Source organism: Halomonas sp. TH-94 (genome assembly GCF_057473365.1).
In genome coordinates this window covers 25,113-38,953 of record NZ_JBYCKL010000081.1, presented here as the reverse complement: position 1 = coordinate 38,953, position 13,841 = coordinate 25,113, and the positions used below count along the sequence as shown (strand labels likewise).

Below are 13,841 nucleotides of genomic sequence, written 5' to 3'. Positions count from 1 at the left end.
GTTTCTCGGCATCGATTTCATGAAGCTGGGTTTCGAAACCTGGCGCGACGGTCTGGCCCTGGACGGGCTGGCCGGAGACCGGCTGTGGCACTGGCCACTGTTCGTGCTGGTTGGCATCGTCGCTACCGTGGTGATGCAGTCGAGCCACGCGACCCTGTTGCTCACCTTGGCCGCTCTCGCCTCGGGCCAACTGCCCTACCTGCCGGCGCTTGCCATCGCCATCGGCGCCAATGTCGGCACCACGGTCACCGCCGTACTCGGCGCGCTTTCCTCCGGTGTTGCGGCGCGCCGCCTGGCCGGGGCACATGTGATCTTCAATCTGGCAACCGCTGCAGTTGCCTTGGCGCTGTTGGTACCGCTGGCCTGGCTGGTGGATGTCATTGCCGAACTGGTGGGAATGACGGCGACAGCCTGGCCGCTCAAGCTGGCCCTGTTCCACACTCTATTCAACTTGCTGGGCATCGTGTTGATGCTGCCATGGATCCCGCAACTGGCCAATCTGCTCGAACGCCGCTTTACCGAGCCCGCCCGGCTGCCGCACTCGCAGGCACGCTATCTTGACAGCGCCGCCCTCAATCATGCGGATACTGCCGTTGCCGCCATGGAGCAGGAGTGCCGACGCCTCGATCGGCGGGCTTATCACCTGCTATGCAGCGCCATTCTTCTTCCCAGTGCCGATGTGATAGGCCATCCACCGACGCGGCAAGCCGTATCGGCCCGCATCGACCCTGATGTCTGGCCACCGGTCGATGCCCGCTACCGGGAGCGTATCAAGCCGTTGCTAGCCGAGATCCTGGAGTTTCAGGCTGGCCTCGACGTGCCGCTGACCGAGGCCCAGCAAGAGCGACTGGATACGCTGCAGGCACGTTCGCTGCGCATGGTGGAAGCGGTGCGCTTCGGTGAGGTACTGCAGCGCAGTCTGCTGCGCCATGCCGCGCAGGCGAGTCCACTGCGTGAAGCCCACGACGACCTGCGTCTGGCCATCGCCACCGGCCTCAACCGACTGGCCGATGACAAAGCGGACGCGGCAATCGCCGCCCCCATCGAGGAGGTTCGTCGTCACTGGCAGCACGAACTGGCCACGCGGCTGCGCGAGCACCGCCTCGATCCATGGCTTGCTTCGTCGCTGATGAACGACCTGCATCAGGCCAGCCGAATGATGGACGTACTTGGAGAAATGGCCAACACCAGATAATGGGCGGAAAGCCACACACTTTTAGCGGCTCTCGTGCGAGATTCCAGCCAACGCACCGTCATTCGATTTCGACTTTCGTCGAAGAAAGCGAAAGTAATCCATTGTTTTTAAAATAACTTAATATGTATGGCGCAGCGTTTGCTTATACTCGTTGCGTCAGACGTATTTTATAAGAGCGCACCCAGGTGCGTTCCCATAACGACAAAGGCAAATCGGAGTACTTCCATGCGCTATACCGCCTCCAAACTGATCGCCACCTCCGTTCTCGGTGCGGCCCTGATCGCCACTGGCGCCCAGGCCGAAGACCGCAGCGACTGGCCCCGCAGCCTGACCGTGGGAACTGCCAGCCAAGGCGGCACCTACTACATCTACGGCTCCGGCTGGGCCAACATGGTTGGCGATGCCCTTGGCGTCTCCTTCGGTGCCGAAGTGACCGGTGGTCCCGTCCAGAACGCCACCCTGGTTCAGATGGGCGAGCACGATTTCGGCATGGTGACCATGGGTCCGGCCTACGAGGCATGGACCGGCAACAGTGAGCTTGCCCCGGGCGTGGAGCATACCGACATTCGTGCGGTGTTCCCGATGTACCAGACCACCCTGCAGATCATTGCCCTGTCCGGCTCCGGCATCAGCTCCGTTTCCGATCTGGACGGCAAGACCGTGGGCGTCGGCCCGGCGGGCGGCACTTCCGACATGTACTATCCCCAGCTGTTCGAAAAGCTCGGTCTCGATGTCAGCACCCGTAACGGTGGTGCCGCCGACCAGGCGGGTCAGCTTCAGGATGGCTTGATCGATGCCTTTGCCTTCGCTGCCGGCGTGCCGATCTCTGCCTTCAACCAGCTCGAAGCACAGGCCAACGTGAACATCTTCTCCTTCACCGAAGAAGAGATGGGACAGTTCCTGGAAGACTTCCCCGAGCTGAGCCCGGCCAGCATCCCGGCCTCTGTCTACAACAGCCTGGATGAAGACCTGACCGCCGTTTCCATCTGGAACTTCGCCATCACGCACAAGGACATGCCGGAGTCGCTGGTCTATGAAGTGACCAAGACCGTGATGGAAAACAACGACCGCATGGTTCAGATCCACGGTGCCGCCATCGAGACGCAGGCCGAGAACTTCGAGTTCAACACCTTCCTGCCCTGGCACCCGGGTGCCGTACGCTGGTTCGAAGAGAACGGCTACGAGATCCCGGAGGATCTGCGCGGCTGATTGAGACGCGCATCGACGCCGGCCTTCGGGCCGGCGTCAACGCCTTGCGCCACCGCAGGCAACCGTAACCCTCAGAGCATCCCGGCATGACCCACGAAATCCAACCCGAACAAGCCGCCTCGAAGATCGGCACCGAAGGCGTTTCTGACATCCCCATCGCCCACAATGAGCGCGTGCTCTCCGGTCTGCTCGGCCAGACGGTGTTTGCCGCCTGCGTCCTGTTCACGGCCATGCACCTTTATGCGCTCAACGTCTCGCCAATCGAGACCTGGGCCTTTCGGATCATTCACGTCGCTGGCGGCCTCGCAGTAGGCTTCGCCATCACCGCGGCCATGACCCTGGATCGCAGCCCCGGCGATCTGCGCATACGCCGCATCGAGTGGTTCGCACTGATTCCTGCCGTCGCCGCTATCGCCTATGCCACCGTCACCATCCTTTATGCCTGGTTCGTACGCGAGACGCAGGGTACGCCGCCGGCTGCCTGGGTCCTGGTACATATGAGCTGGGCGCTGGCTATCGCGACGGCCATCGCCATGATCAGCAGTTGGGTATGGCGCAGCTCCAGCCGCTCCATTCACTGGGCCGACGCGGTATTGATCGTCGCCTCGATCATCGTGGCCGCCTACCTGCTGTTCGTGCTGCAGCGCTGGCGCATGGCCGCAGGCACTCCCTTTGCCGGCCAGACGGAGTTCATCGTTTCCGCGGTGGGTGTGGCCTTGATCATGGAGCTTACCCGTCGCGTGGCCGGTCTGGCACTGATCGCCATCACCGCCGTGTTTCTGGTCTACGCATTCGCCGGCCCCTACCTGCCCGGCCTGCTGGAACACCGTGGCTACTCGGCGTCGCGCTTCTTTACCTATCTCTATACCGACAACGGTATTCTCGGTGCGACGACGGCTGTCTCGTCTACCTACATCATTCTGTTCATCACCTTTGCCGCCTTCCTCCAGGCGTCGCGCGTGGGTGACTACTTCGTCAACTTCGCTTTCGCTGCTGCCGGCCGCACGCGTGGCGGCCCGGCCAAGGTGGCAGTGTTCGCCTCCGGCCTGATGGGCATGATCAACGGCACTTCGGCAGGCAACGTGGTGGCCACCGGCTCACTGACCATTCCGCTGATGAAGAAAGTGGGCTACCACCCACGCAGCGCCGGCGGCATCGAAGCGGCTGCTTCCACTGGTGGCCAGATCGTGCCGCCGATCATGGGTGCCGGCGCTTTCATCATGGCCGAGGTCACCGGTATCCCCTATACCGAGATCGCCATTGCCGCATTGATCCCCGCGGCCCTGTACTTCCTCTCCATCTACCTGATGGTGGACCTGGAAGCCCGCCGCGGCGGCATGCAAGGTCTGCCCCGGGACCAGTTGCCGGTGTTCCGCCAGATGGTCAAGCAGGTCTATCTGTTCCTGCCCATCATCATCCTGGTCGGCACTCTGTTCATGGGTTACTCGGTGATTCGCGCCGGCACGCTGGCGATGATCAGTGCGGCAGTGGTTTCCTGGTTCACGCCCCACTGGATGGGCCCCAAGGCACTGCTCAACGCCCTCGCGCTGGGTGCGCGCATGGCCATTCCGCTGATTGCGGTGTGTGCCTGTGCCGGCATCATCGTGGGCGTCATTGCACTGACCGGCGTCGGCGCCCGTTTCGCTTCCATGCTATTGGGTATCGCCGACGCCAGCCATCTGCTGGCCCTGTTCTTCGCCATGTGTATTTCGATTCTGCTCGGCATGGGCATGCCGACGACGGCGGCTTATGCCGTGGCCGCCTCGGTGGTCGCGCCGGGTCTGCAGCAGATCGGCATACCACCGCTGGTGGCGCACTTCTTCGTGTTCTACTACGCCGTACTGTCGGCGATCACGCCCCCGGTGGCACTGGCAGGCTATGCGGCTGCGGCCATTGCCAATACCGATCCGCTGAAGACGGCCATGACCTCCTTCAAGTTCGGCCTGGCAGCGTTCATCGTCCCCTTCATGTTCTTCTACAGCCCGGAGCTGTTGATGCAAGGCAGTTGGGGCGGGATCCTGCGAGTGGTCATCACCGCTAGTGTGGGTATCTACCTGCTGGCCGCATCCGTACAGGGCTGGTTCCTGAACGGTGGCGTCAACTTCGTACAGCGCATCATGCTGCTTGCTGCCGCGCTGTCGATGATTGCCGGCGGCTGGATGACCGATTTGATCGGCATCGGTATCGGCGGGCTGGTGTTCGTCTGGCAGGCAGCGGCTCTCAAGGCCAAGCCCACCATCTCGGGCTGAACCACGCACTGCAACGTTCGGCAATTGCCACGAACTGGGCCCCACCTATGGTGGGGCCCAGTCGTTAAAAGGGTAGAATTGCATTGCCAGGGGTTAGATGACACCACAGGCCATGCGGCCACCGCCACCGCCCAGCTCTGGCTCGTCGGAGTAGGTATCGCCGCCTTCGTGAACCATCAGGCTACGCCCCTGTACGTCCTCGACTGTCAGGCGCGGCGCCAATACCGGCAGGTTCGCCTCACCATCCTCGTTGACGATCAGCACCGGAAGGTCGCCCAAATGTCCCTCACCATAGGGGCCCTGATGGCTGTCGGCCTCCTCTGGGTCGTAATGACCGCCCGCTTCCCCGGCGGCCTCCATTTCGCCATCTTCGTTCTCACCCGGTTCGCAGCTGGGATTTTCATGCACGTGAAAGCCGTAGACGCCGGGCGGCATCTCGTGCAGGTCGGGGGTGAGCAGTAAGCCGTGATCGGTGTCCTCGAGGGTGATGGTACCGATGGAATCCTCGATCCCCTCGGTACTCACCCAATTCAGCTCGACCTCATGAGATTCCTGGGCCAGGGCTTGACCCACGCCCGCAGCGAGCAGCAGGGAGGCAACGGCAACTCCCGAAAGGTTGGCATGGCGCATCTAGCGACCTCCTATTCCTGATTCCGTGGACATGCAGAATCAGGCTAGTCGTAGATCGACCACAGCGCCAAAGCGAAGATCAGTTCAGATTGTCGAGTATGCGCAGGCAGGGCCCCGCCTGGTTGAGAGTATAAAAATGCAGGCCGGGCGCACCGTCATCGAGCAGGCGCTGGCATAAGCGCGACACTACCTCGGTCCCGAAAGCCGCAATGGCCTCGCTGTCGTCGCCATAAGCCTCGAGCTGCTTGCGGATCCAGCGCGGGATCTCGGCACCGCAGGCATCGGAGAAGCGAGCCAGCTTGGTGTAGTTGGTGATCGGCATGATTCCCGGAATGATCGGCGCATCGACGCCAAGGGCACGAGCTCGCTCGACGAAGTGGAAGTAGGCGTCCGCGGAGAAAAAATACTGGCTGATGGCCAGATTGGCCCCGGCCTTCATCTTGCGCGCGAAATTCTCCAGGTCGCGCTCGAAGCTGGGCGCCTGGGGGTGGGATTCAGGATAAGCTGCGACGGCGATTTCGAAGTGATCGCCGGTCTCTTCACGAATGAACTCCACCAGCTCATTGGCATAGCGCAGCTCACCGATACCGCCCATGCCCGAGGGCAGATCGCCGCGCAGGGCCACCAGGCTGTCGATACCCTCTTCACGATACTGGGCGAGGAGGTCGCGCAGCTGAGCTTTTTCACTGCCAATGCAGGAAAGGTGAGGCGCGGTTGAGATACCCGCTTCACGTACACGCCTCACCGTGCTCAGGGTGCGCTCCTGGGTCGAGCCACCGGCACCGTAGGTCACCGAGAAGAAGCGCGGGTTCCGCTCAGCCAGCGCATCACGCACCGCCGACAGTTTCTCTCGTCCCACCTCGGTATTGGGGGGGAAGAACTCGAAACTGATGCCCAGCGGATACGACGTTTTCATGAAAGCTCTCTCTCTTTTTGCCGGTGCCTCTAGCACCTCGCTTTTTACCCTGGCGCAACCGCTCATGGCGTGACTTGCGGTTGAACGAACCTGCATTCTGCCGCCCTGCCTGCCACCTGACCAATGAAAACTTCCCCGCTACGACATGAGCTGAGGTCATATTGAAGCCGTTCTTTAGAACCTTTTGCTTCGATTGCGCTCGGCAGAGTCGGCACAACGGCTGACCCACAGAAGCGCTGAGGGTCAATCATGCGAGGCTGACAGCTTTCACGTTGCCAGGCATCATATCGGCTTTAGACGATGGAATGTCTGGCATGATCGACCCTAATGTTTTGATGGCCCCCCTCTGGACGCTATTGGCTTTTGTTGGCCTGGGCTGGCTGGCTGCCCGTCGGCTGGCCATCGACCCACGCCCCATCGCCACGCTGCTGATTTACCTGATCGCTCCGGTCACCTTCTTTCGCGGCCTGCTGCTGGGCGGCCCCACGCCCCACTATCTGCTGCTGACCCTGGCGCTGTTCCTGCTGGCAAGCCTGGTCGCCGCCGCCATCAACCCGCTGGCCAAGCGCTTCCTCTCGCCGCAGGAGGGTGCGGTGCTCGCCTTCTCCTCCGGCACCGGCAACACCGGCTATTTCGGCCTACCCATCGCCATGATCCTGCTCCCACCGGAAGGCGTGACGCTGTACCTGTTCTGCCTGCTCGGCGTGACGCTCTACGAGTTCACGGTGGGCTTCTACCTCAGCGCCCGCGGCCAGTTCTCGGTGCGCCAGAGCCTGATCAAGATCGTACGTCTACCACTGATCTACGCCTTTCTCGCTGCGCTGCTGGTAAGCGGGCTCGGCTTGACGCTGCCGGCCACGCTGATGGACAGCCTGGCTGTGTTTCCCTCCACCTACACCCTGCTCGGCATGATGATCATCGGCATGACCTTGGGCAGAGTCGCCATCCGCGAAATCGATATGCGCTTCATGGCCGGCTGCGTGGCGATCCGCTACCTGCTGTGGCCCTGGCTGATGCTGGCGGTGGTGCTGCTACTTCAGACGCTGATGGCGCTGCCCCACGAGCTGGCCCTAGCCCTGCTGTTGCTGGGTGTGGTGCCGATGGCGGCCAACGTAGTGGTGGTCGCCATGGAGCTCGGCATCAAGCCGGAAAAGGGCGCCCTGGCGGTGCTGGCCACCACGCTGGCCGCCCCGCTGCTGATCCCGCTCTACTTGCCGCTACTGATGCGCCTGGCCGGCCTGTAGAACGATTGGCCTTGAAGCCCGGCCCGGTAGAGCTAGCCTGAAGCAAGACACCTTCTGGAAGGAGGCCATCATGCATCGTCATGCATATTGGGCGCTCGTCATCGTCATGCTGCTGTTCTTTGCCCCCGCCCAGGCCCACCACGGCTGGGTCGGCGGCGAGACCATCGAGATCGAAGGCACCATCACTCAGGTGCGGCTGGGCAACCCCCACGGCGAAGTGCAGCTCGACGTGGATGGTGAAACGTGGACGGTCGAGGTCGGCCAGCCCTGGCGCAACGAACGCGCCGGATTGGAAGAGGGCGACCTCGCCGAAGGCGTGGAGCTGCGAGTCTCGGGCGAACATGCCCGTGAACGAGTACTCAAGGCCGAGCAGCTGTGGATCGGCGACGAGCACTATGTGCTCTATCCCGGACGAATCTAACTCGGCGACGTGGAAGCCCTGCTGACATCGCTCGCCGATACTGCTCTGGCCGAATGGGTACGACTCTCACGCTGGGGCTATGCGGCGATCAACGCCCTGCACGTGCTGGGCATCGCCCTGCTGATCGGCGCCATCGTCGCCCTCGACCTGCGTCTGCTGGGTTGGCGCAAGCGCTTGCCGCTGCATGAGCTGGGCCGGCTGCTGCAGCCGGTGGCGATCGCGGGGCTCCTGCTGGCAATGGTCACCGGGGCGCTGCTGTTTCTCGCCGACCCCAGCGGCTATGCCACCATGTCGCTGTTCGTGCTCAAGCTGGCGCTGATCGCCCTGGCCATCGCCAATGCCCTGCTGCTCAACCTGGGGCCGGGGCTGGCACAGGCCACGCCCCGGCGGCTGCGCGTGGCCGGCATTCTGTCGCTGCTGTTATGGCCGGCCGTGCTGTTGGCGGGCCGCATGCTTGCCTTCGTCGACGGCTGACAAAGGGAAGCGCCGCCCACAGGCGGCGCTCCGTTTGCATTGCCTCTGTTGGCTCGCGATACGTCTCAATAGCGATAGGCGTCCGGCTTGTACGGCCCCGCCACCGGCACGCCGGTGTATTCGGCCTGCTGTTCCGTCATGCGGGTGAGCACCCCGCCGAACCCCTCGACCATATAGCGTGCCACCTCCTCGTCGAGATGGCGCGGCAGCACGGTCACCGCCAGCCCGCCCTCTTTTTCCGCTGACGGCAATTCGGCGAAGCGCTGCTGATAGAGATGGATCTGCGCCAGCACCTGGTTGGCGAAGGAGCCGTCCATGATCCGCGAGGGGTGGCCGGTGGCATTGCCCAAGTTGACCAGACGACCCTCGGAGAGCAGCAGCAGGTAGTCGCTGCTGGTGGGGTCGTAGTGGCCCGGCTTGCTGTCGCGATAGACCTTGTGCACCTGCGGCTTGACCTCTTCCCAGTGCCAGTGGCGTCGCATGTAGGCGGTGTCGATCTCGTTGTCGAAGTGGCCGATGTTGCACACCACCGCCCCCGCCTTGAGCGCCTCGAGCATGGCGGAGTCACAGGCCTCGATATTCCCCGTGCAGGTCACCACCAGGTCGATACGCGAGAGCAGCGCACGGTCGACGCTCTCCTTGCCGCGATTGACGCCATCGAGATAGGGCGAGACCACTTCATACCCGTCCATGCAGGCCTGCATGGCGCAGATCGGATCGATCTCGGCCACCTTGACGATCATGCCCTCCTGGCGCAGCGAAGCCGCCGAGCCCTTGCCCACGTCACCGTAGCCCACCACCAGTGCCTGCTTGCCCGCCAGCAGGTGGTCGAGGCCGCGCTTGATGGCATCGTTGAGCGAGTGGCGGCAACCATACTTGTTGTCGTTCTTCGACTTGGTCACGGCATCGTTGACGTTGATTGCCGGCACCCTGAGCGTCCTATCGCGCAGCATCTCCTGCAGGCGATGCACGCCGGTGGTGGTCTCTTCGGAGATGCCATGAACGGCGTCGAGCAGCTCGGGACGCTTGTCGTGCAGCAGCGCCGTGAGATCGCCGCCGTCATCCAGCACCATGTTGGGGGTCCAGCCGTCGGGGCCTTCCACTGTCTGCTCGATGCACCACCAGAACTCTTCCTCGGTCTCGCCCTTCCAGGCGAACACCGGTATGCCGGCAGCGGCGATGGCCGCAGCGGCGTGATCCTGGGTCGAGAAGATGTTGCACGACGACCAGCGCACCGAGGCTCCCAGATCGATCAGGGTCTCGATCAGCACCGCCGTCTGAATGGTCATGTGAATACAGCCGGCGATCCGGGCGCCGGCCAGCGGCTGCTCGTCGTGGTATTTAGCGCGGATCTTCATCAGCGCCGGCATCTCGGTTTCGGCGATGCGAATCTCGCGTCGCCCCCAGTCGGCCAGCGAAATATCGGCGACCTTGAAGTCCTGCGCGGTCGGGGCGGAAACGGCGGGCTGGTTCATGCGTCACCTCTCTCGAGCGGAAAACGGTGCCCCTCACTATAGGCAGGGAATGCAGGCACCGACAATCAACGCTCGACACTCCTCTCAATTATCTACTCCTTCGAACAGCACCCGATGCGCTGAACGGTGGGGGTCGGCAATCCGCTGGGCCAAAGCCGGTTGGCGACCGTCACGGCACCGCCCCCCACCGGGGGATCAGAACTGCAGCCCCAGCGCAAAGCCGCCAAGCATGTAGCAGAAGGCGGTGATCAACACGATCCCGATGATGTTGAGTACGACCCCGCCACGCGCCATCTGGGCGATGCTGACCGCTCCGGTGCCGAAGACGATGGCGTTGGGCGGCGTGCCGACCGGTAGCATGAAGGCGCAGGTCGCGGCGAAGGCCGCCGGGATGAGCAGCGTCATCGAGTCGGCGCCGATACCCACCGCCACGCCACCGAGCACGGGAATGAAGGTCGCGGCCGTCGCCGTGTTGCTGGTCACCTCGGTCAGGAACAGGATGATCGTGGCCACGGCGGCGACCAACAGGACGATCGGCAGCATGCCGAGTCCCGTGACCTGCTGGCCGAACCAGTTGTCGAGACCGGTCCCCGCGACCGCGCCGGCAAGGCTCAGGCCGCCGCCGAACAGCAGCAGTACGCCCCAGGGCAGGCCGTCCTCGGCATCCTGCCAGTTCAGCACCATCTCGCTGCGCCCCCTCGCAGGCAGAATGAACAGCGCAATGCCGGCAGCGATCGCGATGGCGGTGTCATCGAGATACCCCAGCGGCCCCAGCCACTGACCCACTCCCGGAATATTGCCGAGCACGCCGGGCACGACCCACAGGAACGCCGCCGAGCCGAAGACGAGCAAGACCATCTTCTCGCCCTGGCTGAGCGCGCCGAGCTTTCGGATCTCGCCGTCGATCATCTCCTTGCCGCCGGGAATCTCCGCAACCTTGAACGGGTAGAGCACCCGAGTCATCAGGACCCAGCCCACCAGGATGAAGGTGAAGGCCAGCGGTACGCCGAGCATCATCCACTCGAGAAAGCCGATGTTGCGGCCCAGTTCGTCGGCGGCATAGCCGGCAACGATGGCATTCGGCGGGCTGCCGAGCAAGGTGCCGAGGCCGCCCATGCTTGCCGACCAGGCGATGGCGAGAAGCAGGCAGAGACCGAAGCGTTTGATGTTGTCGTCATGGATGAAGTCGACGTGACCGGCCCGGTGGTGATCGTGGCCGGCGGTGGCCGTCTCGGTGGATTCCCCGCTGCGTTCCGCGACCAGGGCCAGCACGGAGAGCCCGATCGGCAGCATCATCAGCGTCGTCGCGGTGTTGGAGACCCACATCGACAGAAACCCCGTGGCGAGCATCATGCCGAGCACGATCCGGTGCGGCGAGACCCCGACCCGGGCCAGGGTCAAGAGCGCGATACGCCGGTGGAGGTTCCACTTCTCCATGGCGATGGCGATCAGGAAGCCGCCGAGAAAAAGAAATACGATGGGACTGGCGTAGGGCGCCGTGGCCTGGGCGACGGACCGCTCCGTCAGCATCGGAATCAGCACGATCGGCAGCAGGGCGGTGGCCGAGAGAGGGATCGCCTCCGTCATCCACCACACCGCCATCAGGGTGCCGATCGTCGCCACCCAGCGTGCATCCGGCGACAACCCTTCGGCCTGACCCATGGCGAGCCACACGATCAGCGCCACGAGCAGCCCGAAGGCGCGCAGTCCCCATATCAGCTTGGCGGATCGTCCGCCACTCCCCTCTCCTCCTGACACTTGCTCGCCCGGTACCTGCGGGTGAGGTTGATTGCTCATTGATCCGTCCTCCCCTATGTTCCTTCATTGCTGTTCCAGCGTTTCAAGGATCGGCGGCTGATGCCGGGCAGCCGCATGATTGCTCCGGCATCAGCAGCCCGCTGGCAGTCGTCCTAGCGCTTCTTCTGCGGCGGCAAGTCGGTACAGACCCCCTCGAACAGTTCAGCGGCCATGCCCACCGATTCGCCCAGGGTCGGATGGGGATGGATGGTCTTGCCGATGTCGACCGGGTCGCAGCCCATCTCGATGGCCAGGCACAGCTCGCTGATCAGGTCCCCGGCCTGGGTGCCGACGATGGCTCCACCGATGATGCGATGGGTCTCCTCGTCGAAGATCAACTTGGTGAAACCTTCGTCGCGGCCGTTGGCGATGGCCCGACCGGAGGCGGCCCAGGGGAAGATCGCCTTGCCGTACTTGATGCCTTCGGCCTTGCATTCGGCCTCGGTCTTGCCAGCCCAGGCGACTTCCGGGTCGGTGTAGGCCACCGAGGGGATCTGCCGGGCATCGAAGAAGCTCTTGTGCCCGGCAGCGGCCTCCGCCGCGACATGCGCCTCGTGCACCGCCTTGTGGGCCAGCATCGGCTGACCGACGATGTCGCCGATGGCGAAGATGTGACCGACGTTGGTGCGCATCTGCTTGTCGGTGGCGATGAAGCCACGCTCGTCGACCGCCACGCCGGCATTTTCGGCGCCGATCTTGTTGCCGTTGGGGCTGCGCCCCACCGCTTGCAGGATCATGTCGTAGAGCTGCGGCTCGGCGGGGGCGTTGTCGCCCTCGAAGCTGACCTTGAGGCCGTTCTTCTGCGCCTTCACGGCGGTGGTGCGGGTCTTGAGCATCACCCTGTCGAAGCGCGGCGAGTTGACCTTCTCCCACACCTTGACCAGGTCGCGGTCGGCGCCGGCCATCAGCCCCTCGAGCATCTCGACCACGTCGATGCGGGTGCCCAGGCTGGAGTAGACCGTGGCCATCTCCAGGCCGATGATGCCGCCGCCGATGACCAGCATGCGCTTGGGGATAGCGGTCAGTTCCAGCGCACCGGTGGAGTCGACCACCCGGGGATCGTCGGGAATGAAAGGCAGCTTCACCGACTGCGAACCGGCGGCGATGATGCACTTGCCGAACTTCACCACCTGCTTATTGCCGGTCGGCTGCTGGCCGTCGCCGCTGGTCAGGGCAACTTCCAGGTGATGCGGGTCGAGGAAAGTCCCGAACCCACGGACAACCTCGACCTTGCGCGCCTTGGCCATGCCGGCCAGCCCACCGGTGAGCTTGCCGACGACCTTCTCCTTCCAGCCGCGCAGTTTGTCTAGATCGATCTGCGGCTTGCCGAAGGCGATGCCGTGGTCGGCCAGGTCATTGGCCGCGTCGGTGACCGCCGCCACATGCAGCAGCGCCTTGGAGGGTATGCAGCCGACGTTCAGGCAGACCCCGCCGAGGGTGTTATAGCGTTCCACCAGCACGGTCTTCATCCCCAGGTCGGCGGCCCGGAAGGCGGCCGAGTAGCCGCCCGGCCCGGCGCCGAGCACCAGCATCTCGCACTCGATGTCGGCGCCACCAGTATAGGTAGCCGCCGTCGGTGCAGGGGCCGCTGATTGCTCCTGCACATCTTGGGCGGGGGCGGGCGAGACTGCGTGAGCCGCTCCTTCCGCTTCCAGCATCAGGATCGCCGAGCCTTGCGAGACCTTGTCGCCGACCGTCACCAGCACCTCGCTGACCTTGCCGGCCTTGGGCGCAGGCACATCCATCGAGGCCTTGTCGGACTCCACGGTGATCAGCGGGTCCTCGGCACGGATCGTATCGCCGGGCCGCACCAGCACTTCGATCACCGGGACGTCCTTGAAATCGCCGATGTCCGGCACCCGAACCTCTTCCAGGCTGCCTCCGCCATAACCACCGCCCGCATCGGAAGCCGCTGAGCCAACGACGCCCTTTTCATGGACCTCCGGCTGCGGATCGCGGTCCGCCACTCGGGAGCCCGTCTCGGCCGGCTCCAGCATCAGGATGATCGAGCCTTGGGAGACCTTGTCGCCTTCCTTGACCTTGAGTTCTCCGACCGTGCCCGACATCGGGGACGGCACGTCCATGGAGGCCTTGTCGGTCTCCAGGGTGATCAGCGGGGTTTCAATGTCGATGGCATCGCCCGGTTTGACCAGCACCTCGATGATCTCGACGTCCTTGAAATCGCCGATATCGGGCACCTTGACTTCGATTGCATTGGCCATGTCGTCGGC

The 13,841-nt window shown here is 63.7% G+C and carries 11 protein-coding genes; 6 read left to right on the top strand and 5 right to left on the bottom strand.

Going from position 1 to position 13,841, the window contains the following annotated elements; all coding sequences use genetic code 11:
* From AC2VNO_RS15500 to AC2VNO_RS15490, 3 genes are all read left to right on the top strand, one after another.
* Positions 1-1,195 (top strand): Na/Pi symporter (locus AC2VNO_RS15500; RefSeq protein ID WP_486934967.1); only part of this gene is annotated, 1,195 nt, incomplete at its 5' end.
* A 225-nt stretch (positions 1,196-1,420) separates the two neighbouring features.
* Positions 1,421-2,404: a TAXI family TRAP transporter solute-binding subunit gene (locus AC2VNO_RS15495; protein ID WP_486934966.1), complete on the top strand. Its 984-nt coding sequence runs from the start codon at positions 1,421-1,423 to the stop codon at positions 2,402-2,404.
* A gap of 86 nt (positions 2,405-2,490) precedes the next feature.
* Positions 2,491-4,653, top strand: coding sequence for a TRAP transporter permease (locus tag AC2VNO_RS15490; protein ID WP_486934965.1), 2,163 nt, complete (start codon positions 2,491-2,493; stop codon positions 4,651-4,653).
* A gap of 93 nt (positions 4,654-4,746) precedes the next feature.
* Here the strand turns inward: AC2VNO_RS15490 and sodC are convergent, their stop codons facing one another.
* Positions 4,747-5,283, bottom strand: coding sequence for a superoxide dismutase [Cu-Zn] SodC (gene sodC / locus AC2VNO_RS15485; protein ID WP_486934964.1), 537 nt, complete (start codon positions 5,281-5,283; stop codon positions 4,747-4,749).
* 79 nt (positions 5,284-5,362) lie between these two features.
* Positions 5,363-6,199 carry a methylenetetrahydrofolate reductase [NAD(P)H] gene (metF, locus tag AC2VNO_RS15480; RefSeq protein ID WP_486934963.1) on the bottom strand — a complete coding sequence of 279 codons (837 nt, stop codon included), beginning with the start codon at positions 6,197-6,199 and terminating at the stop codon, positions 5,363-5,365.
* Positions 6,200-6,513: 314 nt separating this feature from the next.
* On the opposite strand from metF, the gene AC2VNO_RS15475 reads away from it, so the two are divergent.
* The 3 genes from AC2VNO_RS15475 (at position 6,514) to AC2VNO_RS15465 (ending at position 8,338) form a co-directional block, all read left to right on the top strand.
* A complete protein-coding gene (locus AC2VNO_RS15475) occupies positions 6,514-7,443 on the top strand; it encodes an AEC family transporter (RefSeq protein ID WP_486934962.1) in 930 nt (309 codons plus the stop codon).
* Between the two features lie 70 nt (positions 7,444-7,513).
* Positions 7,514-7,864 carry a DUF6152 family protein gene (locus tag AC2VNO_RS15470; RefSeq protein WP_486934961.1) on the top strand — a complete coding sequence of 117 codons (351 nt, stop codon included), beginning with the start codon at positions 7,514-7,516 and terminating at the stop codon, positions 7,862-7,864.
* Between the two features lie 9 nt (positions 7,865-7,873).
* A complete protein-coding gene (locus AC2VNO_RS15465; protein WP_486934960.1) occupies positions 7,874-8,338 on the top strand; it encodes a hypothetical protein in 465 nt (154 codons plus the stop codon).
* A gap of 65 nt (positions 8,339-8,403) precedes the next feature.
* Here AC2VNO_RS15465 and ahcY read toward each other — a convergent pair whose 3' ends face one another.
* The 3 genes from ahcY to lpdA form a co-directional block, all read right to left on the bottom strand.
* Positions 8,404-9,813: an adenosylhomocysteinase gene (gene ahcY / locus AC2VNO_RS15460; protein WP_486934959.1), complete on the bottom strand. Its 1,410-nt coding sequence runs from the start codon at positions 9,811-9,813 to the stop codon at positions 8,404-8,406.
* A gap of 195 nt (positions 9,814-10,008) precedes the next feature.
* Positions 10,009-11,610 (bottom strand): SLC13 family permease, encoded by a 1,602-nt coding sequence (locus AC2VNO_RS15455; RefSeq protein ID WP_486934958.1) that lies wholly within the window; start codon positions 11,608-11,610, stop codon positions 10,009-10,011.
* A gap of 113 nt (positions 11,611-11,723) precedes the next feature.
* A complete protein-coding gene (lpdA, locus tag AC2VNO_RS15450) occupies positions 11,724-13,832 on the bottom strand; it encodes a dihydrolipoyl dehydrogenase (RefSeq protein ID WP_486934957.1) in 2,109 nt (702 codons plus the stop codon).
* Positions 13,833-13,841 lie beyond the last annotated feature (9 nt).